Annotated in this window: 20 protein-coding genes; 11 read left to right on the top strand and 9 right to left on the bottom strand. The window is 62.5% G+C overall.

What is annotated here, in order from left to right; all coding sequences use genetic code 11:
* Nucleotides 1-5 precede the first annotated feature (5 nt).
* The gene (gene aroC / locus B7Y49_RS07590) at nt 6-1073 is read left to right on the top strand and encodes a chorismate synthase (protein WP_374126977.1); all 1068 of its coding nucleotides are present in this window, start codon (nt 6-8) and stop codon (nt 1071-1073) included.
* 124 nt (nt 1074-1197) lie between these two features.
* On the opposite strand, the gene B7Y49_RS07585 is transcribed toward aroC, so the two are convergent.
* On the bottom strand, nt 1198-2487 hold the full coding sequence (locus tag B7Y49_RS07585; protein WP_374126976.1) for an adenylosuccinate synthetase: 1290 nt from the start codon (nt 2485-2487) through the stop codon (nt 1198-1200).
* A 419-nt stretch (nt 2488-2906) separates the two neighbouring features.
* On the opposite strand from B7Y49_RS07585, the gene B7Y49_RS07580 reads away from it, so the two are divergent.
* Both B7Y49_RS07580 and B7Y49_RS07575 read left to right on the top strand, forming a co-directional pair.
* Nucleotides 2907-3557: a C39 family peptidase gene (locus B7Y49_RS07580; RefSeq protein ID WP_374126975.1), complete on the top strand. Its 651-nt coding sequence runs from the start codon at nt 2907-2909 to the stop codon at nt 3555-3557.
* An 11-nt stretch (nt 3558-3568) separates the two neighbouring features.
* Nucleotides 3569-4132 carry a hypothetical protein gene (locus tag B7Y49_RS07575; protein WP_374126974.1) on the top strand — a complete coding sequence of 188 codons (564 nt, stop codon included), beginning with the start codon at nt 3569-3571 and terminating at the stop codon, nt 4130-4132.
* Nucleotides 4133-4211: 79 nt separating this feature from the next.
* On the opposite strand, the gene B7Y49_RS07570 is transcribed toward B7Y49_RS07575, so the two are convergent.
* The 3 genes from B7Y49_RS07570 to B7Y49_RS07560 all read right to left on the bottom strand — a co-directional run bounded on the left by B7Y49_RS07570 (nt 4212) and on the right by B7Y49_RS07560 (nt 8204).
* Nucleotides 4212-5327 (bottom strand): ATP phosphoribosyltransferase regulatory subunit, encoded by a 1116-nt coding sequence (locus B7Y49_RS07570; RefSeq protein ID WP_374126973.1) that lies wholly within the window; start codon nt 5325-5327, stop codon nt 4212-4214.
* A gap of 18 nt (nt 5328-5345) precedes the next feature.
* Nucleotides 5346-6923 (bottom strand): phosphoglycerate dehydrogenase, encoded by a 1578-nt coding sequence (serA, locus tag B7Y49_RS07565; protein WP_374126972.1) that lies wholly within the window; start codon nt 6921-6923, stop codon nt 5346-5348.
* A 117-nt stretch (nt 6924-7040) separates the two neighbouring features.
* Nucleotides 7041-8204 carry a phosphoserine transaminase gene (locus tag B7Y49_RS07560; protein WP_374126971.1) on the bottom strand — a complete coding sequence of 388 codons (1164 nt, stop codon included), beginning with the start codon at nt 8202-8204 and terminating at the stop codon, nt 7041-7043.
* A gap of 146 nt (nt 8205-8350) precedes the next feature.
* Between B7Y49_RS07560 and B7Y49_RS07555 the strand changes: the two genes are divergently transcribed.
* Nucleotides 8351-9226, top strand: coding sequence for an LOG family protein (locus B7Y49_RS07555; protein WP_374126970.1), 876 nt, complete (start codon nt 8351-8353; stop codon nt 9224-9226).
* A 22-nt stretch (nt 9227-9248) separates the two neighbouring features.
* On the opposite strand, the gene B7Y49_RS07550 is transcribed toward B7Y49_RS07555, so the two are convergent.
* Complete coding sequence (locus B7Y49_RS07550) at nt 9249-9872, bottom strand: cytochrome c family protein (protein WP_374126969.1); 624 nt, start codon at nt 9870-9872, stop codon at nt 9249-9251.
* 104 nt (nt 9873-9976) lie between these two features.
* Between B7Y49_RS07550 and B7Y49_RS07545 the strand changes: the two genes are divergently transcribed.
* The 4 genes from B7Y49_RS07545 to B7Y49_RS07530 all read left to right on the top strand — a co-directional run bounded on the left by B7Y49_RS07545 (nt 9977) and on the right by B7Y49_RS07530 (nt 15056).
* The gene (locus B7Y49_RS07545) at nt 9977-10867 is read left to right on the top strand and encodes a prephenate dehydratase (RefSeq protein ID WP_374126968.1); all 891 of its coding nucleotides are present in this window, start codon (nt 9977-9979) and stop codon (nt 10865-10867) included.
* A 430-nt stretch (nt 10868-11297) separates the two neighbouring features.
* On the top strand, nt 11298-12008 hold the full coding sequence (locus B7Y49_RS07540) for a hypothetical protein (protein ID WP_374126967.1): 711 nt from the start codon (nt 11298-11300) through the stop codon (nt 12006-12008).
* 7 nt (nt 12009-12015) lie between these two features.
* Nucleotides 12016-12306, top strand: coding sequence for a recombinase family protein (locus tag B7Y49_RS07535; RefSeq protein ID WP_374126966.1), 291 nt, complete (start codon nt 12016-12018; stop codon nt 12304-12306).
* Between the two features lie 986 nt (nt 12307-13292).
* The gene (locus tag B7Y49_RS07530) at nt 13293-15056 is read left to right on the top strand and encodes a hypothetical protein (RefSeq protein WP_374126965.1); all 1764 of its coding nucleotides are present in this window, start codon (nt 13293-13295) and stop codon (nt 15054-15056) included.
* Between the two features lie 356 nt (nt 15057-15412).
* On the opposite strand, the gene B7Y49_RS07525 is transcribed toward B7Y49_RS07530, so the two are convergent.
* From B7Y49_RS07525 to B7Y49_RS07510, 4 genes are all read right to left on the bottom strand, one after another.
* A complete protein-coding gene (locus B7Y49_RS07525) occupies nt 15413-16198 on the bottom strand; it encodes a DUF5694 domain-containing protein (RefSeq protein WP_374126964.1) in 786 nt (261 codons plus the stop codon).
* Between the two features lie 491 nt (nt 16199-16689).
* A complete protein-coding gene (gene nudC / locus B7Y49_RS07520) occupies nt 16690-17553 on the bottom strand; it encodes an NAD(+) diphosphatase (protein WP_374126963.1) in 864 nt (287 codons plus the stop codon).
* The gene (locus B7Y49_RS07515) at nt 17553-18869 is read right to left on the bottom strand and encodes a serine hydrolase domain-containing protein (protein WP_374126962.1); all 1317 of its coding nucleotides are present in this window, start codon (nt 18867-18869) and stop codon (nt 17553-17555) included. The genes nudC and B7Y49_RS07515 overlap by 1 nt, the downstream gene beginning before the upstream one ends.
* An 11-nt stretch (nt 18870-18880) precedes the next feature.
* On the bottom strand, nt 18881-19933 hold the full coding sequence (locus B7Y49_RS07510; protein WP_374126961.1) for an A/G-specific adenine glycosylase: 1053 nt from the start codon (nt 19931-19933) through the stop codon (nt 18881-18883).
* A gap of 26 nt (nt 19934-19959) precedes the next feature.
* Between B7Y49_RS07510 and B7Y49_RS07505 the strand changes: the two genes are divergently transcribed.
* Genes B7Y49_RS07505 through B7Y49_RS07495 form a run of 3 tightly spaced genes read left to right on the top strand, consistent with a single transcriptional unit; the run spans nt 19960 to nt 22045 of the window.
* Entirely contained in the window at nt 19960-20538 is a 579-nt protein-coding gene (locus tag B7Y49_RS07505; protein ID WP_374126960.1) for a DUF721 domain-containing protein, read from the top strand.
* A complete protein-coding gene (locus B7Y49_RS07500) occupies nt 20535-21248 on the top strand; it encodes a thioredoxin domain-containing protein (RefSeq protein ID WP_374126959.1) in 714 nt (237 codons plus the stop codon). Before B7Y49_RS07505 ends, B7Y49_RS07500 begins: the two co-directional genes overlap by 4 nt.
* Before the next feature lie 59 nt (nt 21249-21307).
* Nucleotides 21308-22045, top strand: coding sequence for a thioredoxin domain-containing protein (locus B7Y49_RS07495; RefSeq protein ID WP_374126958.1), 738 nt, complete (start codon nt 21308-21310; stop codon nt 22043-22045).
* Nucleotides 22046-22056 lie beyond the last annotated feature (11 nt).

Raw genomic sequence — 22056 nt, 5'->3', positions numbered from 1 at the left:
AATTTATGAGCCACAACAGCTTCGGTCATCTGTTTCGCTTCACCACCTGGGGGGAATCGCACGGTCCGGCGATCGGCGCGGTCGTGGATGGCTGCCCGCCGGGGCTCGCGCTGTCCGAAGCCGATATCCAGCCGTTTCTCGACAAACGTCGTCCGGGCACGTCACGCTTTACCACGCAGCGGCAGGAGCCGGATGTCGTGCGCATCCTCTCCGGCGTGTTCGAGGGGCGGACGACGGGCACGCCGATTGCTCTGATGATCGATAATGTCGACCAGCGATCGAAGGATTATTCGGAGGTCGCCAAGGCCTATCGCCCCGGCCATGCCGATTATGCTTACGACGCCAAATATGGCTTTCGCGATTATCGCGGCGGGGGGCGATCTTCCGCGCGAGAGACGGCGTCGCGGGTAGCGGCTGGGGCGGTCGCGCGGCTGGTGATCCCCGAAGTGCGGATCACCGCCTGGGTTGAGGCGATCGGGGGCGACGCGATCGACCCCGCCAATTTCGATGCGGCCGAAATCGACCGTAACCCGTTTTTCTGTCCTGACGCCACCGCCGCCGCGCGCTGGGAAGTTTTGGTGGATGGCGCGCGCAAGGCCGGATCGTCGCTCGGTGCAGTCATCGCGTGCGAAGCGACCGGCGTGCCCGCCGGCTGGGGCGCGCCGCTCTACGCCAAGCTCGACGCGGACCTCGCGAGCGCCTGCATGAGCATCAACGCCGTGAAGGGCGTCGAAATCGGTGACGGCTTCGGCGCAGCTGCCTTGCGCGGAGAGGCTAATGCCGATGCCATGCGGCCCGGTTCAGATGGGCCGGAATTCCTCGCCAACCACGCAGGCGGCATTGCAGGTGGCATTTCGACCGGTCAGCCGGTGCTCGTTCGCGTTGCCTTCAAACCCACCAGCTCAATCCTGACGCCGGTCGAGACGATCGACCGCGACGGCAACGCCACCGAAATCATGACCAAAGGCCGCCACGATCCGTGCGTCGGCATCCGAGGCGCCCCCGTCGTGGAAGCAATGGTCGCGCTAGTGCTCGCCGATCACAAGCTGCGCCACCGGGGACAGTGCGGCTGACGCGCAATGATAACCTTACCGTCACCCCGGACTTGATCCGGGGTCCCGCTTTTGCGCGGTTGGAAAAGAAGCGGGACCCCGGGTCGAGCCCGGGGTGACGGCCATGGGATAGGTCGTGGCCCGTTCAATCCGCAAACGGATCGCGCACCAAGATCGTGTCCTCGCGCTCCGGGCTCGTTGATACGAGCGCGACCGGGCAGCGGATCAGCTCCTCGACGCGCTTGATGTATTTGATCGCCGCTGCCGGAAGGTCTGCCCAGCTGCGCGCGCCCGCAGTCGATTCGTGCCAGCCGGGCAGCGTTTCGTAGATCGGCTCGACCGCTGCCTGATCGGCATAATGCGCCGGAAAATAATCGAGCTCGGTGCCGTTCAGCCGGTAGCCGGTGCAGATCTTCACCTCATCGAACCCATCGAGCACGTCGATTTTGGTGAGGGCAATGCCGGTGATGCCGCCCACGGCAGCCGATTGCCGCACCAGCACCGCATCGAACCAACCGCAGCGTCGCTTGCGGCCGGTGACGGTGCCGAATTCATGGCCGCGCTCGCCCAGCCGCTCGCCCGTTGCGTCCGCAAGCTCAGTAGGGAAGGGGCCGCTGCCCACCCGCGTCGTATAGGCCTTGGCAATGCCCAGCACGAAGCCGACCGCGCTCGGCCCCAGGCCGGAGCCCCCCGCCGCCGTCCCGGCAATAGTGTTGGACGAGGTGACGAAGGGATAAGTGCCGTGATCGACATCAAGCAGCACGCCCTGTGCGCCTTCGAACAGGATGCGCTTGCCGTTCGCCCGCGCCTCGCCCAGCATTCGCCACACCGGCTGGACAAAGGGCAGCACGAAACCGGCAATGTCGCGCAGTTCAGCGATCAGTGCGTCGCGGTCGATCGGCGGCTGGCCGAACCCGGCCCTTAAAGCATCATGATGCGCGGTCAGCCGGTCCATCTGCGCGCTGAGCTCATCCAGATGTGCCAGATCACACACCCGAATCGCGCGCCGGCCGACCTTGTCTTCATAGGCCGGGCCAATGCCGCGCCGCGTCGTGCCGATCTTGCCGTCGCCGCTGGCATCCTCACGCAGTGCATCGAGATCACGGTGGAACGGCAGAATCAGCGCGCAGTTATCGGCAACCATCAGCGTGTCGGGGGTAATCGTGACGCCCTGTCCACGCAGCTTCTCCACTTCGGCCTTTAGCGCCCAAGGATCGAGCACGACGCCATTGCCGATGACGCTCGGCGTCCCACGCACGATGCCCGAGGGCAGCAGCGACAGCTTGTAGACCTTGTCGCCGACGACGAGCGTGTGCCCGGCATTGTGCCCGCCCTGGAACCGCACGACCACATCGGCGCGCTCGGCGAGCCAATCGACAATCTTGCCCTTGCCCTCATCGCCCCATTGGGCGCCGATTACTGCTACATTGGCCATGGATGTACCTCTTCCCCTGCCCGGGGGACTCCCATGGCCCTTCGACAGGACTCGGCCAGGGGAGGGAAATGGGGAGCGCGATGGCTCGGTTGGCTGCGCGGGTAGAGCGCTCGACCGAAGCAAGTCAAGCCGTGCAGCCGTATGACTGATGTCGATCGCCTGGTCCCCGTGGCGGCAGCCCGTGGCCTGATCGCCGCTTCGAATCGTCTCGCTGTCCTACCCGAAAGGTCGAATATCGCTGGATCGGTGAATGCCCAAAGCGCATCTTGATCGAATATGGCATAAGATGAAATATATTCAGCCCAAATCGGATGAGATCACGATACTGATCAATCGATTGATACTATAAACCATAGTTCCGCGGCAAAAACTTCAATGAATATCGATGAATAATTTCCTATTTTTTGGGAGAAATAGTCATGCCTCAAAATCATGTGAGCTATGTGTTCAATTACTGTCATGTATATTTTGGATCAGGTGACCCGAATGGTGATCGCGGAAACCTGGCGGCAATTTCGAATGCCATCAATGCCGGCGGCTTCAGCGCGCTTTCCGGGACGCAGCATGGTGCCGGTACGGGTTTGCTGCAGAACTCGAAAAAGCTGAGCTTCACGATGCAGCACCAGTCACAATCCAACTGGTGCTGGGCGGCCAATGCTGCATCCGTTGGGGATTATTATTGGGGTACCGGCAGCTATACCCAGTGCGGCATCGCCAACACCTGTCAAAACAAGTCGACCTGCTGCTCCAATCCGAGTGGGTGCAACCAATATGGTTTCCTCGACAAGGCGTTGCAGGCGGCCAAATCGCTCGACAGCATGGTTGGCGGCACGGCCACCTTCACCGTGCTGCAGGGCCGGGTGGATAACGGGCAACCGGTGGGTACCCGGGTGGCGTGGACCGGCGGTGGCGCGCATTTCATGATGATCACCGGCTACAACACCGTCGGCAACAAGATTGACATCCAGGATCCCTGGTACGGGTCTACGACCATCGCCTACGCCGCGTATCCCGCAAGTTATCAGGGCGGCGGCACGTGGACCGCCACCTATTTCACCAAAAAGCAGTAAGGAGCCGCAGAATGACGATTTCTTTCACTTCGGGCGGTCCCACCGACACGCTGGAAAAACTATACGCGCAACAATGGAGCGCTGATCTCGCGCGGCTGTCGGCGACAGGCTTTGCCGATGGTTCAGCGCTCACGCTGGATACGCCCTATCAGGTCGATTATCTGTCGCTGGACAAGGTTGCAAAGGGTGCACCGGGCGATGCCGCTCAAGTCACGCGCTGGCGCCAATTGATTATTGGCGGCGGTCGACCGTTGGCGGAGGTCGAGCTCAATGATCACGGTAATCCGATTGCGCTTCATGAAGGTCCGGCGAAGGATGGCTTGCAAGCGGCGATCGCCAAGGCCGCGCTTCTGGACGGTGATTTCACCGCCCGGGTGGTGCAATCGGCAGCGCTGAAGTTCAGCGCCTTGAAGTTGCAGCAGGGTAGCCAGACGCTGTTCATTCCCTATCCGCCGAACCAGACGGGTCTTGCCAATTATGAGGTCATCCCCGCCGCGGATGCATTCGCAGCGCTCCAGCTGCTCGCCGCGCAGACCTTGAAGGCAGCGCAGGGCGACGGGACGACCGGCGGCTGACGCCGCGTTGCGGTGCCCGATCGACCTTGCAAAAAATGCCGTGCGACCACCCGATCCGGGCCGGTCGCACGGTCATTTTTTACGTCTGCAGTGCTCGTGGCGCGCCGTCCATCAGCACATGGGTGCACAGCTGCGCCTCGGGCGTGTCGCGCGCGTCAAGCGCCGCCACCGTCACCCAGCCCTCACCCCGCATCCCCGTTGCCAGCGCCCGATCGGTACCCAGCGGCACGAACAGGCGCCGCCGTTCGATCGGGGCGAGGCCGCTGTCGACGATCGCGTCGGCATAGAGCGAGAACCCGATCGCGGGCTCCTCAGCGCCGCTTTCGTGCATCACCGTGTAGCTGCCACCCCGTCCGATTTCGCCGCGCACGCCGCCTGCAAAGATCGAAAAGCCGATCCAGCTCTGATATTCGAAGCCGTGGCGTTCGGTGGGGTCGAGCGTCAGCGCCACCTTTCCCTTCAGGCTCTGCGCAATCGCCCATAGCCCGTCGAGGCGTGAGGTAAGCGCGCCGCCCGCATCGAAAGCACAGAGCCGGTCATGCGCGGCCTCGAACGGCCCCGCCGCTTCGATCAGCGGGAGATAGGGAGGGGCGAGCGCAGCAACCGCGCCTGCATCCTTGGCATCGAGCCGGTCCTTCAGCGCCTCGATCTGGTCAGCGGACACCGGGAAAGGCCCGGCAGCGAGAATATCGACAAGATCGGGCAGGGTGAAATCGATCGAAATGTTCTCCACGCCAGCCGCCGTCAGCGCCTCGACCGCAAGGCTGGCGATCTCCTGCGCGGCGGCGACACTGTCGAGCCCGATCAGCTCGCAACCGATCTGGCGCGCCTCGCGCTCGGGATCGAGTTCAGACGCGCGCAGTTTCAGCACCGGCCCGGCATAGCTCAACCGCACCGGGCGCGGGTGGTGCGCCATCCGCGTCGCCACGATCCGCCCGACCTGTGCCGTGATATCGGGCCGGATTGCCAAGGTGCGCTGCGATACCGGATCGACAAAGCGCACCGCATCGCGCGCGCGCGTTGCCTTCAATCGGCTCGCTAGTCCCGCCTCAAACTCGGCCAGCGGCGGATCGACACGTTCATAGCCATGCGCGAACGCTGCCCCCAAGATGCGTGCCTCCAGTCGCGCGGCGACATCGGCATATGGGGGCAGGCGATCGTGAAAGCCTTCGGGGAGGAGCGAAGTAGAGGACATTCCCGCGCTTTAGCCAGCTCAGAACGCGAGTGCCATCACCGTCTTCACGCCGGGTAGCGCGCGGACGTTGGTGATGAGCGCGGGGGTGACGGGTTCGTCGACCGACAGCAGCACGATCGCCTCGCCGCCCGCCGAACGGCGACCAAGGTGGAAGGTGCCGATGTTGACGCCCGATTCGCCCAGCGTCGTGCCAAGGCGACCGATAAACCCCGGCGCATCCTCGTTCACCACATACAGCATATAGCCCGCCAGATCGGCCTCGACCTTGATTCCGAACAATTCGACCAGGCGTGGTGCTGCATCCCCGAACAGTGTCCCCGCGACCGATTTGTCACCCGCATCGGTCTTCACCGTCACGCGCACCAGCGTGTGGTAATCGCCCTCACGGTCATGCCGGATTTCGCGCACGTCGATCCCGCGTTCCTTCGCCAGGAACGGCGCGTTGACCATGTTCACGATATCCGAATGCACCCGCATCATGCCAGCCAGCACCGCGCTGGTGATCGGCTTCTGGTTGAGCTGTGCGGCGGCGCCCTCAACCTCGACCGAGATGCCGGAGAGCGCCCCGTGCGCGAGCTGCCCGACGAGCGAACCGAGCTTTTCGGCGAGCGCCATATAGGGCTTCAGCTTCGGCGCTTCCTCCGCCGACAGCGACGGGACGTTCAGCGCGTTCGTAATGCCGCCGGTGACCAGGAAATCGGCCATCTGCTCGGCGACCTGGAGCGCAACGTTGACCTGCGCTTCGGTCGTCGATGCGCCCAGATGCGGGGTGGAGACGAAGCCAGGGGTGCCGAACAGCGGCGATTCGGTCGCTGGTTCGGTCTGGAACACGTCGAGCGCGGCGCCGCCGATATGACCCGAATCAAGCCCCGCCTTCAGCGCTGCCTCGTCGATCAGCCCGCCGCGCGCGCAGTTGATGATCCGCACGCCCTTCTTGGTCTTGGCGAGGTTTTCCGCTGACAGAATGTTGCGGGTCTGATCGGTCAGCGGCGTGTGGAGCGTGATGAAATCGGCGCGCGCGAGCAGATCGTCGAGCGTTACCTTCTCCACGCCCATTTCCAGCGCGCGTTCAGGCGTCAGGAAGGGATCATAAGCGATAACCTTCATCTTGAGGCCAAGCGCGCGGTCGGCGACGATCGAACCGATATTGCCCGCACCGATCAGCCCCAACGTCTTGCTGGTCAGTTCCACACCCATGAAGCGGTTCTTTTCCCACTTGCCGGCCTGGGTGCTGGCATCCGCCTCGGGCAATTGCCGGGCAAGCGCGAACATCAGGGCGATGGCGTGCTCGGCGGTGGTGATCGAGTTACCGAACGGCGTGTTCATGACGACAACGCCCTTGGCCGATGCGGCCGGGATATCGACATTGTCGACACCGATCCCGGCCCGGCCGATCACCTTCAAATTGGTGGCGTGCTCCAGGATCGCTTTGGTCACCTTGGTTGAGCTGCGGATCGCGAGGCCGTCGTACTCGCCGATGATCGCCATCAACTCTTCGGGTGTCTTGCCGGTGATTTCATCGACCTCCACGCCGCGGGCGCGGAAGATGGCAGCGGCATTGGGGTCCATTTTGTCGGAAATGAGGACTTTAGGCATTTGTATATCCTTGAATTCACCGTCACCCCGGGCTTGATCCGGGGTCCCGCTTCTACGCGGGCGGTGGAGAGAAAAGCGGGACCCCGGGTCAAGCCCGGGGTGACGAGGAGGTTGTGTTCAGCCAGCCTTCGCCGTCGCATAGGCCCAGTCGAGCCACGGTCCGAGCGCCACGATATCGGCGGTGTCGACGGTTGCGCCGCACCAGATACGCAGGCCCGGCGGGGCATCGCGGTAGCCGGCCACGTCGAACGCCGCGCCTTCCTTCTCCAGGGCCCCGGCCATCTTCTTGATGAAGGCTTCGTCGGCGCCCTCGACCGTCAGGCAGACGCTGGTCTTCGACCGCGTTGCCGGATCAGCGGCGAGATGGCCGAGCCAGTCGCGTTCTTCGACAATCTTGTCGAGTGCGGCGGCATTGGCATCCGACCGGGCGATCAAGCCGTTCAGCCCGCCGAGCGATTCCGCCCATTCAAGCGCGAAGATCACGTCTTCCACCGCGAGCATTGACGGGGTGTTGATTGTTTCGCCCTTGAACACGCCCTCGGCGAGCGCGCCCTTCGACACCAGCCGGAAAATCTTGGGCAGCGGCCAGGCCGGCGTGTAGCTCGTCAGCCGCTCGACCGCGCGCGGGCCGAGGATCAGGATGCCGTGTGCGCCTTCGCCGCCCAGCACTTTTTGCCAGGAAAAGGTCGTCACATCGAGCTTGTCCCACGGCATGTCATAGGCGAACACGGCGGAGGTCGCGTCGTTGAAGCTCAGGCCTTCGCGGGTGTCGCTTACCCAGTCGGCATTCGGCACGCGGACGCCGCTGGTCGTGCCGTTCCAGGTGAACAGCACGTCATGCGACCAATCGACCGTATCGAGATCAGGCAGCTGGCCGTAATCGGCCTTGAGGATCGTCGGATCGAGTTTCAGCTGCTTGGCGGCATCGGTCACCCAGCCTTCGCCAAAGCTTTCCCAGGCAATGGCGGTGACGGGGCGTGCGCCCAGCATCGTCCACATCGCCATTTCATAGGCGCCAGTGTCGGATGCCGGGACGATGCCGATACGGTGCGTATCGGGCACGCCCAGAATCTTGCGGGTCAGGTCGATCGCATGCTGCAGCCGCGCCTTGCCGATCTTCGAGCGGTGCGAGCGCCCGAGCGATTCGGTCGCGAGTTTTGCGGCATCCCAGCCCGGCGGCTTGGCGCACGGGCCCGATGAGAAAAACGGGCGGGCAGGTTTCGTGGTGGGTTTTTGAGGCGCAGGCGCAGTGGTGGCGTCGAGCGCAGTAACGTCAGTCATGTCAGTCTCTCCTCACAGAGAGCACGCGCGGCGTTGGGACCGCGTGGCCCACTTACCGCCCTGCGCGAGGTCGGCTGGACTGTCAATATGGCGCGGTTTTTATTCGGGGTTTTGCGGGCGGCATCAGTTTGCAGTAGGGCGAATTAATGAACGATCCCAAAGTGCCCGACCGCGTCTTTGCGCCCGCCGCCGAAGACGCCGAAACCGCCAAAGCCCAGCTTTCCACCCCGCAGACCGAGCATCCGGCCTATAAGCTGGCTTTCCAGGACATGGATTTCCTGCTGCGTGAGGATTTGCGCCCGGTGCGGTTCCAGCTCGAATTGCTGAAGCCTCAACTGGTATTCCAGGAAGCCGGCATCAGCTCGACCTTCGTGTTTTACGGATCGGCGCGCATTCCCGAACCCGCTAAGGCGCAGGCGATGCTTGATCTGGCGACCACGGACGAAGCGCGCAGGCTTGCCGAAAGCATGGTCGCCAAGTCGCATTATTATGATGTCGCGCGCGATCTTGCCCGGCTGGTCAGCGAATGCCCGCGTGATGATCATGGCAAACGCCAGTTCGTCGTCTGTTCGGGCGGTGGCCCGTCGATCATGGAAGCCGCCAATCGCGGCGCGGCGGATGTGGGTGCCGAATCGATCGGGCTCAACATCGTGCTGCCACACGAACAGGCCCCCAATCCCTATGTTACGCCGGGGCTGAGCCTGCAGTTCCACTATTTCGCGCTGCGCAAGATGCATTTCCTGCTGCACGCCCGCGCTTTGGCGGCGTTTCCTGGTGGCTTCGGTACGTTCGACGAGTTGTTCGAACTGCTCACCTTGATCCAGACGGGCAAAATCAAGCCGATTCCCGTGCTGCTGTTCGGACGAGCGTTCTGGAACCGCGTGATCAATTTCGAGGCGTTGGTCGAAGAAGGCGTCATCTCGGCGCGCGACCTGAAAATCTTCACCTTCGTCGAAACCGCGCAGGAAGCGTGGGATGTCGTCCGCGATTTTTACCGCGAAACGCCGGACCCGACCGAATAACGGCCGGGTCCAACAATAATTCTTACTCCGCCGCTGGCACCGCGGCGTTGTCCGCAGGCGCGGCAGCGGCGTCGGCTGCATTGTCGGGCGTGGCCGTCGTTTCGGCGGCTGCAGCTTCGGGCGCGGCGGGGAGCGGCAGGTTCGATCCCTGCGCATTCAGCCATACGATCACATTGGCGCGATCTTCCGGCTTGGCGAGGCCGGCAAAGCTCATCTTGGTGCCCGATGCGAATTTGCGCGGGTTGGTGAGCCACTCGTTCATCGTGGCAAAGTCCCAATTGCCGCCCCTTGCCTTCAGCACGTCCGAATAGGCAAAGCCCGCATGCTGCGCGATCGGCTTGCCAATAATGCCCCACAGGCCGGGGCCGATGCCATTTGCGCCACCATCGACCGCGTTATGGCATGACGCGCATTTCTTGAAGACTTCGGCGCCCTTGGCCATGTCGGCCGATGCCATCATCACTTCGATCGGCACTTCAGGGGCAGCCTCGCCAGCATCGGTCGCCTCAACAGCGCCTTCGATCGGATAGCCGGGTTTTTCGAGGGGTTCGGGCTTGAACAGCAGATTGCCGACCATACCAAAGCCCAGCGCCACAAACAGCGCTGCCAGGATCCAGCCTGCAATCGTATTGGTCCGAATGTCCATCTTGGGGTAACGCCTCTCGTGAAAGTCGGCTCCCTTTAGTTTCGCAAGTGCAGCACCGCAAGCGCGCTTGCCGATTAGGGTGTCGGTCGATAGGCGCGGCGGCGATGGAAAATTTTGCCGCACCCGCGCGCCCGATCGTGGCGCGCATGGCCGCCCAGGCTGCCGAACACCCCGATCGCGCCGTTGCCTTTCAGGGCGCGCCCGGCGCAAATTCGCATGTTGCCGCGGTGCAGGCGTTCCCGAATGGCCTGCCGCTGCCCTGTTTTGATTTCGCCGATGCGATCGAGGCAGTGCAGGATGGGCGCGCCGATTGCGCGATCATCCCCATCGAAAATTCGCTCCACGGCCGGGTGGCGGACATGCATTTCCTGCTGCCCGAATCGGGTCTGGTGATCACCGGCGAGCATTTTCTGCCGATTCGCCACGCGTTGATGGGCACGGGCACCCGCGATGACGTGCGTGAGGCGATGAGCCATCCGCAAGCGCTCGGCCAGTGCCGCCACTGGCTTCGCGACCGCGGGATTGCCCCGATTGCCTATCCCGATACGGCAGGGGCAGCGGCGGTGGTGGCCGAACGGGGAGATCCGGCGATTGCAGCGCTCGCGCCGCCGGGTGCTGCCGCGATCTATGGCCTGAACCTCCTCGCCGAAGATCTGGCCGATGCCGATCACAACACGACGCGGTTCGTGGTGCTCACGCGTGGCGGTCGGCCGGTGGAGGGCGATGGGCCGTTCATGACGACCCTGATCTTCGAAGTGAAAAACGTGCCCGCCGCGCTCTACAAGGCGCTCGGCGGCTTCGCGACCAATGGCGTCAACATGACGAAATTGGAGAGCTACCAGCGCGGCGGCAGCTTTGCCGCCACTGAATTCTACGCCGATATCGTCGGCAAGCCCGGCGATCCGGCGCTCGATCGAGCGCTTGAGGAACTCGGCTTCCACTCCAAATGGGTGCGCCTGCTCGGCACCTACCGCCAGGCCCGCGCGCGAGGGTAGGCGGGGTTTGGCTGCCGATGCAGTTATATCGAAAGCCGCGCCCGCCCGTTGGAACGCACGCCGCCATTTTTTACCGCCATGCTGAACTTGTTTCAGCATCCACCGATCCACACCAACGGGATCGGCGGTGGCGCGTTGGACCCTGAAACAAGTTCAGGCTGACGACAGGCAAAATATGGCGACCTTCGATTAAACAGGACCGGGTCGGAGACTCTTGGTGCGAACAGCCGGTATTGGTGGATTGCGGAATGGCGGTTATGAAGCGATGGTTTGAGATAAGCGGACATTCGTTGCCGCGCTTCAGGGAATCATCTGGCCGCCCTTGAGAGTGCCATGCGGGTGCGCTGATTGAAAATTACTTGCCGCCAAACTGTGGCATCGATAGCCTCGGTTTGCAGCCGCTTCTTTGGCTGGCGGGGGAGATATCGGCGTGACTTTTCGCTTAATTGCGCTTGCTGTCACCTTTGCGGCTATCGCGTCGCCATTCGCTCCGCCACCCGAAACGCGTGACGAATGCGAAGCTCAGGCGCTCGCCAAGCCGCTGCGGGATGCGCGCTGGCGCGAGATGGTCGATCTGATCGAGGCCGCAATGATAATGCGGGGCGGGCCGGGCGGTAGCTATTTCAACTTGTCGGCTGCCGACACCTGTCCCGGCTGCACGGCGCGTGCGACGGCGGAGGCGATTGCCGACAAGGCGCGACGAAAGGAATTGGCAGATCAAACTAAGCTCAAATGCGCCGGTATAATGGAACGAAAACTGGCGCCATCGTCCCCGGTGAGCACGGCTAGCACCAGTCCTCCGCCACCGCCTGGCGCTCGGCCATCGCGCGAAGTCATCTTTTATGTTGCCCGAAGTTCAAGTGGAGACGAACTGCTGGAAGGTCCGATATCCTTGGATCAGGACGAACAGCGCGCCCTTCGGAACAAGCTGCTAAAGCAAATCGCGCAATCCGACGCGCCAGAGCGCACGCTGAAAACCGGGAAGACCTCCGGCACAACGAGTTGCCTTTACGTGTTTCGTAGACCAAAAGGCGACATAGGCTTTATCACCATGTCGCCCGCGGCAATCGAGAAAAGTCGTCGTGGCACGGAAGGGCTAGAGGGCTACAAAATTCTGAGTTCGGCGGTCTGCCGTGACTGACCGCCCAATGACCGGGCGTATCGGCGACTTCATTGTCGTATCCCGGCTCGACCGTTTCGTGCGTTCGACGGAAGGACCCACACACAAATTGCTCCCAATCTTGAAGGTGAGAGGCGTCGGCTTCCACTGCCTCGCACAGGCGGGCGTGGATACGATGACGCCGACCGGCAAGCTTACTTTGACGATCCTTGGCGCAGTTGCCACGCTCGAGGCGGACCTGCGGGCAGAGCGGAAAACTCTAGACCTGAGCGGTCCAAGGTTGGGTAGCAGTGCAGATAACCCCGGACTCTACTTATGAGTCGAGGAGAAAACGGGAGCGCGTCAACGTGATTGACCCACGGTGAACCTATCAATCAACTTGCCAGAGTTTTGCGATACTTGTATTCAATGTGCCGGGCCCGCAATCAAAGATCAATCACTGTATCGGCGGCGATTGATCGCCCAGCCAGTTGCCAGTGCATAGACTGGCGCCGCTAGGGCGCCTATCGAGAGAATATTCAATTCACGTGAGATAGCCAGGCCTGCAATGCCCAGCGCCACGGCCGGAAGAACGCCAACCATGAGCGCCGCCCTTAAGGTTGTTGCTGGCCCGGCAGATGGCCTCCTAGCCAGCCATATCCCACCAAGTGTCCCGCAGATGCGCGGGGTCCATTGCACCGGCTATCAGGTTCACCGCTGCTATTAGAATGAACGAGACGACCAGAGATGCGACCAGCCAGGCAAACACGAGGCTGCTAGCATAGAAGCCCGACCTTGTTTTCGATACCATGATGCCTCCCCGTTTGACTAGCTGCATCGTTTCGCCTGAGTGTTATGCAGGCAATTGAAGCTGTCAAACCGATGTGGCGGTTGTCGACTGGTGCTGAGTAGCGGACCAGGAGCGGCCATCGCAACTATCTAGCCGAAATGGCTGTAACTGGGCCGTTCAAAACAATACCAACTTCACCGCCACGAGCTTGCACTCCCGGCTGAATTTCTATCGTTGCATCATCACCTCCGGTTCCAAAGGCACCCCATCTTGGCTTCCACCAAACCGGATGCAGCTCAATCTATCGCCTATGTGCGGACGATGTCGTGCGCCGTTCGATCATCGGGCGAATCCTGGAGGCTGACTAAGGGAGGGAAACCTAACAGGAAGACTGCTTGTTTGGACGGCGTCGGGCGAGCCGCAGCAGCGGTGCATCAGCCAATCCTGACTAGCATTGGGATTGCCGCATTCGCGGACGTTACATATACGAAACGGTGATCGCGACTTATTAGATTAGCCGCGCTTGGGAGGTTAAGTTGTCCAACGTACACCAGCTTGTGCTGAGCCTGATCTCGGGGCTGGCCATACTCGCCCTGCTGACGGTACCGATCTTGACCGCACGCTCCAATGCGCAAACCGCAGAGGCACCGGCGTGGTGGCGGCTGATGTCGGAGCAGCTCCAGTGCACTGCCGCAGCGCACGACCCGACCGAGAAGCGCTGTGTCGATCCGCGCCCTTTAGTCAAGAACGATACCGCCTATCGTGGCGAAGGCTTGGTGGCTGTAAGAGTCAAAGACGCCGAGAATCCCGGCGACGCACGAAAAAAGGTCGTTGTGGGCATCGAGTTTCTATCAAAATTTGGTGGCGAGCTTATCTACGATAGCAGCAATGCCAACGCCCACCGCTTGGCTGGATTTGGCGTCGGCTCATACTCACATAAGTCGACGGACTGCCCCGCGGCGACTGCGGTGATGGTCGATATTTTGAGAGTGGCCGGAATCCCCGGGCGCCCGGCAGGCACCATCGAAAACTGCACATGGAGTGCGAATCGCATGGGAAACAACCAATATAAGACGGCTATCCATTTTTCTGCGGCTGTGGAACTGAAACCGGCGGCGTCAACACGATCAACCTGTACGACCGCGCTTCTGCAAGGCACCTGGCGCGCCGATGGTCCGCAACTTGCCAATACCGGCCATGCGGTATCTTTCACTGCTGCCCCAAATATGCCGAAGCATGACGGCGGCCAAATCGCTATGCGTGGAGTTTTTTCGACTTACCCTAAGTACAAACACTTGCTTGGTATTGTGCCCACACCAATGTTCACCGACAGTCGAGGGTTTGTCGTTGGCAAGGACCAATGCCTAATACCTGTGGTCGTCAACATGCGAGACAGCGGTACATCGCGAAGTGCAGCGTTGATAGACACGCGCACGTCATCACTGCGTTTTGTAACCAATCAGGCTTATCGATGGACGGGTAAGGGCTTTCAGATTGATGCCGCGGCAATCACTTCCAACGCCGTATCAGGCGCTCCCGGCCGATGGCTGCGCGGCGCGGCTGAGCCGGAAGCGAAGTCCTGCAAGCCTAATGATTTCAATGGCCGTTGGGACCGTTCTGATGGAGCGAAGATAACCATTAGAGGCACCGGAACCGACGGCGTTGGTGGCTATGCGACGATGGACGAGAATCCCGGTCGTTGGGTGCGTGGTCAAGACAAATATGTCAGCATGCGAATGAAGGAAGCGTGTGTTTACACAGCCCAATGTAATACAACCCAGCGCAAGGTCGTTAACGGCCGGTCCGATTTCACAATGACCCAAAAGGCATGCGAACTTGTGCTAGATCCAGTACAGCAAACGTTGCGCGAACGAGGCACGACCAACACCTATGTTTACAAGAGGGCTGGATCGGGAGCAGCAGCACCTAGCAATCCCCAATCCCCCCGGTCCGCCGCTCCACGACCAGCCGAACGTGATGAATCTTACCGGACAGCTGCTGAATCCGAACCAGCGTCAGCCGCGAAGGCAGCGGCCGCAGCCGAGGCGGCTGCCGCTGCAACCTTGAATGCCCAACAGGCGGCTGCCGCCAAGCGCGACATCCTGGCCTTTGAGGCGCGCAAGAAGGCGGTCGCAGCTCAACAGGCGGCAAACCTGCGTGCCTACCAGAAGGCGCTGGCCGACCGTGAAGCCAAGATCGCCGAGATCAATCGCAAGGCTCAGGAAGACCAGGCTAGGTGGCGCGCGGCAGTTGCGGCTTGCGCGGCTGGCGACCGCAGTCAGTGCGCACCGCAACCCTGACAATCGTTGTGGTCGCAGCGCCGACGTGCAGTAGGTAAACCGCTATCGCCCTTACTAGGGAAGACTGTTCGGATATTAAACCTTCGCTCCCGGAAGATGCTGGTCGGCAATCTGCCCCAATGCCGTTGAAAAGCATTTGATCGGCGAACGGCGGCTTTCAGGAAGCGCAACATCTGCGCTGAAGGGCTGGGACTGGGTCGCTTGCTGCCGGGCAGCTTTCCGCACCGAAACCTGACGGTCGGCTTTTCAGGCGAAGCGCATCGATCGATGGCGCGGGAACGGCGATAGATAGGTGGGAAACGGTCAAACGGCTTTCGCGGTGGCGGCGTTTCAAAGCAGCCGTTTCACAGGCCGCATCAGCGGAGCACGGTGTTGGCATCCACCAAGCGCACGTCATGCATTTGGTTGAGATAGGCTTCGTAATACCCTTTGTGTGCGGCGCCCACGATTGCGAGCAGCCGCGTGCCGGGGCGGCGGCCAAGCACGTCGCGGATATTCGCCACCATGCGCAGGTTGCGCGTTTCCCAATAACTCACATACTGCCGTCCGAACTGTTGTGGCGACGCCTCGACGAGAGCCGCTCCAAAGTCTGATCGGTACGCCAGAGCGGGCGCGCCCGGAGTATTATACGCACGGTACATGTTCAGCAGGCCCTCAGGCTGCGCCAAATTTCTCTCCAGTAGTGCGCCCTCGGCCTGTCGGGCACGGGTCGCCGGATTGTCCCAGGCGCGGGCAATCGCGTCGGCAGAAGCCTTCCGCTCCGCTGGATCCGAGCTATCGGGAGTGTCGGCAGAATGATCGTCTACGCTCCAAAGACGTTCCAATCCCAGCCGCGCCGCGAGCACAGCCGACACAAGATTCGTCTCGTTGCGACGACTTTCGGCCTTGGTGAGCGCGCCAACCAGATCATCGTTCAGTCCGTCTCCGGCGCGGCGCTCCCCCAGCGGAAGCCTTAGCCATTGCACTAATGCCGAGCCGGGCTCTCCTGCCGCCAGGAAGATTGCCGCCAGGCGCCGACGCTGCGCAGGCGACGGAGCGGACGGCCAGGCAGCAAGGAGCCGCTCAGCTTCGGCATTGGCACCGGGCACATCAAGGCCAGTCGCCCGGCCAGCAGGACCGGGGTCGGGGCAATATGTCTGCACTGTATCGGCGTATCGCGATGGATATCGGCGCAGGCTGTCGCATTGAAGGCCTGAGAGATCCTCCGTGGCGATAGCTGTCGGGCGCCACGACGCAAGGCGATCGAGAAGCGGCGATAGCGTTGCGGGTGTTACCGAAAGCCCCGATAGGTGGCCGGTGCCGAGAACAAGCACCTGGTTGAACTCCCCCGCTGGCGGTCCTTTCAAATTTTCTGGACGAAAGGATGGCCTGTAATCATGCGCTTCAGCGGCACCCGCTGAAGGCGTTAGGAACCCGATCACTCCGGCTAGCGAAAAGCATGCCGAGCGGCCAAAGGTGGAGCGTTTGAAAAGCGACATGGACACTCATTACAGCCAGTGATCTACTTGTGCAATACACTCCATCTCTGCGATCGTCTTCCAAAGGTTGATGTCTGGTTCCGGGACGTCGCTTCGCGAGGCTGAACGGCCAAGATTGGGGCGAAAGCCGCCGCTCAAGTTGATGCCTTAACGACCTAGCTTGCCGCCCAAGCGCTCAGCAGCGTGTGCGCAATCGCATAGGGTGGGGGTGCCAGGAACGGCCCCGGCTCACCCGCCAGCACGGCTTGCACCACCGAACGCTCAACCCAGATCGCGTCTTCCAGCTCGTTGGTGTCGAGCGTGATCACGTCATCCTCGGCGGTCGCGACACAGGCCATCATCAGCGATGACGGGAAAGGCCAGGGCTGGCTGGCGACATAGCGCACGTCCGATACGCGCACCCCCGCTTCCTCGAAAATCTCTCGCGCGACTGCCTCTTCCATCGATTCGCCGGGTTCCAGAAAGCCTGCCAGCGCCGAATAACGCCCGGCGGGCCAGGCGGGCTGACGACCAAGCAGCGCGCGGCCCTGATGTTCGGCAATCATGATGACGACGGGGTCGACGCGCGGGAAATGTTCGGCGCTGCACTTTTCGCACTGGCGTGCCCAGCCCGCGCGGAACATCGTCGTCGGCGTTCCGCAATTGGCGCAAAACTGGTGGCGGCTATGCCAGTCGAGCAGGCTGCGCGCCGCAGCATAGGTTGCCGCTTCGCCGTTTGCGAACCGATCGAGCATTGCAAACAGCCGCATCGGTCGCCCGCCGGGCGCGCGCATCCCCGGCGTAAACGCCGCAAAATGCGGACGATCCCCATCGAGTCCCAACAGGATCAACTCGGCATCATCGGGCACATCGGCCAGACTGCCCCAGCTCAGCTTGCCCTCGGCGGTCAGTTCTGGCTCGAAATTGTCGAGCTTCAGCACCCGCGCGCGCCAGTCGCTCGTCGCCGCTGCCAGCGCATCGGCATCGTGGCGCAGCCGATCAGCGCGGTCGAGCAGCCCGCCCGTAAAGCCGGGGATCATTATTGGGCGAGATCGGCGTAAAGCGCCTTGGTGAAATCACGCCGCAGCGGCCATTTCTCGCCGGGCAGGTAATTGACCATCACCGTCGCGCGCAATTTCCGCGCCGGATCGACCCAGGCGATTGTGCCCGCGGCACCACCCCAGCCATAAGTGCCCTTGGAAGGCCCGCCGGGGACATCGACCAGATACACCGAACCGCCCGCACCAAAGCCCTGCATCGGCCCGGTAGCACCGCCCGTGTTCGCCACCGCGCCGCCATAGGTAACGCCGGCAGGCAACAGATTAGACATCGCCAACGCCACCGTTTCCGGCTTCATCAGCCGAACGCCGTCAAGCGATCCGCCATTTTGCAGCATGTGCAGGAACCGGTCATAATCATGCGCTGACATCACCAGACCGGCACCGCCATAAGGAAAGCTGGGTGGCTTGAGGAAGATCGATGTCGCACCGGGATCGAGCGGCACGCGGTTCGCGCCGACCCAGGTATAGCCCGTCACCAGTCGACCAGCATCCTTGCCGGGCACGGTAAAATAGCTCGAATTCATCTTCAGCGGCCTGAAGATGCGCTTGTCGAGATAGGTTTCGAACGGCATCCCGCTCGCCACTTCGACGACGCGGCCAAGCACATCGAGCCCGATCGAATAGCTCCATTTGGTGCCCGGCTCGGCGATCAGCGGCAGCTTCGCGACACGGTTGGCGAACTCCTCAAGGCTTTTGGGACGAACGAGCCGCAGCTGCGCCTCCACCGATTCATTGGCGCTGAACGGGGTGATACCGTTGCGCTCATATTCCTTCAGCAGCGGTCCTTGAGTGATGATCGTATAGCCAAGACCGGCGGTGTGCGTCATCAAATGGCGGACCGTGATCGGCGTGGTCGCGGGCCGCGCGGTCAGGTCCTTCATGGGATCGACCAGCACGGTCATGTTCTTGAAAGCGGGAATGAAATCCGAAATCGGCTGGTCGAGCTTCAACTTGCCCTGTTCGACCAGCATCATCGCCGCCATCGCGGTGATCGGCTTGGTCATCGAATAGACGCGCCACAGCGAATTTTCATCGGCCTTGGCGGCACCGGCATCGCTGGCGATCGTGCCCGCGGCCAGCACGGTCGGCGCGCTGTCCCCGCGCCCAACGGTGGCGACCACGCCGGGCGTCTTGTCCGTCGCGGGATAGCTGTCGACCAGCGTTTTGGATTGCGTCAGCGGCGCGCGCTCGACGATGGTCGATGGCTGGCGCTGGGCTTGCCCGGCAAAAGCTGCGCCCGTGGTGAGCGCGAGCAGGGCCACGCCAAGCGCCAGGTTCCGGGGTGTCGTCGCCATGCTCATCTCCATCATTTTCGTCGCGCCACCTGGGCGGCCTTCGCGAACACCGTTGGCAGACCGGCCGAATCGAGCGCTTCGATCGCCCACCACTCGCCGTCTGCCGGGGCTTCATGCCCCTCGGCGCGCCCGCTCGCAAGCGACAGTTCGAGGGTGAAATGGGTAAAGACGTGAGTGATGCGATCAGGCGCGATCTGCCAGTCGATGCCGGGCAACGGCGCGCCCGCGATTCCCGATGGTCCATCCGCCCATGGTCCCGTCGGCAAGGCCCGCATTCCGCCCAGCAATCCCTTGTCCGGGCGGCGGACCAGCAGCACATGACCATCGCGCTCCAGCCAGAACACGGTGCCGTGGCGGTGGGGCTTGGCCTTTTTGCCCGCTTTCACCGGAAAGGCCGCGGGCGTACCGGCAGCAGCGGCGCGACAATGGGCACGCAGTGGGCATAACAGGCACTGCGTCGCGCGCGGGCCACACAGGCTCGATCCCAGGTCCATCATCGCCTGCGCGAAATCTCCGGCCCGATCGTCGGGGGTGATTAGGTCGGCGGCGGCGCGGATCAGCGGTTTGGCGGCGGGCAGGGGGGTGTCGATCGCGAACAGCCGCGCGACGACGCGTTCGACATTGCCGTCCACCACCACCGCCCGCTTGCTGAATGCGATCGCGGCAATGGCGGCGGCGGTATAGTCGCCGACCCCCGGCAAGGTCCGCAATACCTCTTCGCTGTGCGGAAACGCACCGCCATGATCGCGCACCACCGCCCGTGCGCAGGCCAGCAGATTGCGCGCGCGGGCATAATAACCCAGCCCCGCCCAGGCGCTCATCAAATCGGCATCTTCCGCCGCTGCCATCGCCGCCACCGTTGGCCAGCGCGCGATAAAGTCGGCAAAGCGCGGGCGTACCGTCGCCACCGTCGTCTGCTGCAACATGATTTCGGACAGCCACACCCGGTAGGGATCGGCCGTCTCGCCGGGTCGGCTACGCCAGGGCAGATCGCGGGCATGAACATCGTACCAGCCGAGCAACGCGGCAGCGATGCTTTGATGATCGGAGAGCTTGGCGTCCACGGCATCGCTATGGCATGGGAACGATCATGAGCAACAGCGACCTTCGCGATCCCCGGCCAAAGCCCGCACCCCGCAAGGCAAAGCCAGCGGTTGCCGCCAAGGACACCCCGAATCGCGGCGGGCCGGCGCGGGCAGTGGCTGATCTGTTGCCCGATGTCGGCGGGGCTGCTTTTCGGCGGTTTGGCTTTGTCCAAAGCGCTGTCGTCAGCCGCTGGGCGGAAATTGTCGGCCCGCGCTACGCGGCGGTATCCGCGCCCGAATCGATCAAGTTCCCCCATGGCAAACGGGCCGAGGGCACGCTGACCCTGGTGGTGCGCGGCGCGCATGGCCCGATGATCCAGCATATCACGCCCGAGATTATCGAACGGGTAAACCGCTTCTTTGGCTATGCAGCGATTGCAAAGGTCGCGATTCACCAGGGTGACGTGCCCGCGCCGCCGGTGCGCAAGGCACCGCCATCGATCCGCGCGGTGCCGGTCGAACTGGGCGATAGTCTGCGCGCTATTGCCGATCCCGAGTTCAAGGCCGTGCTTGAAGCGCTTGCGGCAGGCGTGGCAGCCACGCGCGGCCCGCCGATCATCGAACCATCGGAGCCTGTGGAATGACGCGTGTATTGATGGCGCTGAGCGCCCTCGGCATTGGTGTTACCGGTGCGGCACAAGCACTGCCTGCCAAAAAGCCTGCCGTTGCGAGCGCGCCAGTCGTTCGCGATTGGACGACGACGGTTACCACCGCGCCCGCCGGAAACGTGATCCTGGGCAACCCGCAGGCCCGGGTGAAGGTGATTGAGTATCTGAGCTTCACCTGCAGCCACTGTGCTGCCTTTTCGGTTGAATCGGCAGCGGTGCTGAAAGGACAGCTGATCAAATCGGGATCGACCTCAATCGAGTATCGCCCGATCGCGCGCGATTTGCTTGATCTGGGCGCGACCTTGCTGGTGCGCTGTGCCGGGGGACGGGGTTTTGTGGGCGGCGCGGAGGAGATTTTTGCGCGCCAGGGCGAATGGCTGCCGATCGGCATTGGCTTCATGGAGCGCGATGCAAAGCGGTTCGCGCTCGATACGCCGCTCGAACAGGTACGCGCCGCCGCGCAGGCGAGTGGCTTGATCGATCTGATGCGCGGGCGCGGGTTGGCCGATACCCGGATCAATGCCTGTTTTGCGGACAAGACTATCCTTCCCAAAATGCTTGCCAATGGCGAAGCAGCGCGCAAGGTGATCAAGGGCACGCCGTCAATCGTGATCAATGGCGTGCCGACCGATGAATTTGTGTGGGAAAAGGTGGAGCCCCTGCTGCGCGCCAAGGGTGCCCGCTGATTTCCCCGTCCGCTGCCAACCGGCCCCGTTGGGGCAAATCGATCAAGGAGTATCATGTGATGAAGCTGGGTCTGATGCTTGCCGTACTGCCCGCGCTTGCTCTTGCGGGCTGCAATAAAAGTGCCGATGGCACTGTGTCAGCGCCTTCGGCGTCGGTGGCAGCGGTGCCCGCGCCGGCGGGCAAGGCCTGGGTTGATGTCGTCTCGCGCACGCCGGACGGCGGCTTTCGGATGGGCAATCCCGATGCGCCGATCAAGGTGATCGAATATGGATCGCGCACTTGCCCGACCTGCGCCAATTTTGATCGCAATGGCCTGCCGCTGTTCAAGGCCGGACCGATCGCAGCGGGCAAGGTTTCGTATGAGTTCCGCGATTTCCCGCTTCATGCGTATGATCTGGGCCCGCTGCTGCTGGGCCACTGTGTTGATGATGCTGCGCTGTTCCCGATGCTCGATCAGATGATGCTCGAACAACAGCGCCTGCTCGCGCCGCTTGCCAATCTTCCGGAAGAAGTGGTTGCCAGGGTGCAGGCCATGGAGCCGCTCCAGGCCGCGACCTTTTGGGTAGAAACGCTTGGGTATTTGGAATTCGTCAAGCAGCGCGGCCTGCCAGAGGCCAAGGCGCGTGCCTGCCTGGCTGATAAATCGGCGGTCGAGCGCGTCGCGATCAACCTGCAGGCGGCCGACACCCAGTACAAGATTTCCGGCACCCCGACCTTCATCGTCAATGGCAAGGTGGCCGAAGGCGTGCTTGACTGGCCCGGTCTGGAAAAGGTGCTCAAGGCCGCTGGGGCCTGATAGGGGGCATT

Source organism: Sphingomonas sp. 28-62-11 (assembly GCF_002278865.1).
Lineage (GTDB): Bacteria > Pseudomonadota > Alphaproteobacteria > Sphingomonadales > Sphingomonadaceae > Sphingomonas.
This window is presented reverse-complemented; position numbering and strand designations above follow the sequence as displayed.

Coding starts and splice junctions, on each gene's coding strand:
- aroC (WP_374126977.1), top strand. CDS start 6: ATGAGCCACAACAGCTTCGGTCATCTGTTTCGCTTCACCACCTGGGGG.
- B7Y49_RS07585 (WP_374126976.1), bottom strand. CDS start 2,487: ATGGCCAATGTAGCAGTAATCGGCGCCCAATGGGGCGATGAGGGCAAG.
- B7Y49_RS07580 (WP_374126975.1), top strand. CDS start 2,907: ATGCCTCAAAATCATGTGAGCTATGTGTTCAATTACTGTCATGTATAT.
- B7Y49_RS07575 (WP_374126974.1), top strand. CDS start 3,569: ATGACGATTTCTTTCACTTCGGGCGGTCCCACCGACACGCTGGAAAAA.
- B7Y49_RS07570 (WP_374126973.1), bottom strand. CDS start 5,327: ATGTCCTCTACTTCGCTCCTCCCCGAAGGCTTTCACGATCGCCTGCCC.
- serA (WP_374126972.1), bottom strand. CDS start 6,923: ATGCCTAAAGTCCTCATTTCCGACAAAATGGACCCCAATGCCGCTGCC.
- B7Y49_RS07560 (WP_374126971.1), bottom strand. CDS start 8,204: ATGACTGACGTTACTGCGCTCGACGCCACCACTGCGCCTGCGCCTCAA.
- B7Y49_RS07555 (WP_374126970.1), top strand. CDS start 8,351: ATGAACGATCCCAAAGTGCCCGACCGCGTCTTTGCGCCCGCCGCCGAA.
- B7Y49_RS07550 (WP_374126969.1), bottom strand. CDS start 9,872: ATGGACATTCGGACCAATACGATTGCAGGCTGGATCCTGGCAGCGCTG.
- B7Y49_RS07545 (WP_374126968.1), top strand. CDS start 9,977: ATGGAAAATTTTGCCGCACCCGCGCGCCCGATCGTGGCGCGCATGGCC.
- B7Y49_RS07535 (WP_374126966.1), top strand. CDS start 12,016: ATGACCGGGCGTATCGGCGACTTCATTGTCGTATCCCGGCTCGACCGT.
- nudC (WP_374126963.1), bottom strand. CDS start 17,553: ATGATCCCCGGCTTTACGGGCGGGCTGCTCGACCGCGCTGATCGGCTG.
- B7Y49_RS07515 (WP_374126962.1), bottom strand. CDS start 18,869: ATGGCGACGACACCCCGGAACCTGGCGCTTGGCGTGGCCCTGCTCGCG.
- B7Y49_RS07505 (WP_374126960.1), top strand. CDS start 19,960: ATGAGCAACAGCGACCTTCGCGATCCCCGGCCAAAGCCCGCACCCCGC.
- B7Y49_RS07500 (WP_374126959.1), top strand. CDS start 20,535: ATGACGCGTGTATTGATGGCGCTGAGCGCCCTCGGCATTGGTGTTACC.
- B7Y49_RS07495 (WP_374126958.1), top strand. CDS start 21,308: ATGAAGCTGGGTCTGATGCTTGCCGTACTGCCCGCGCTTGCTCTTGCG.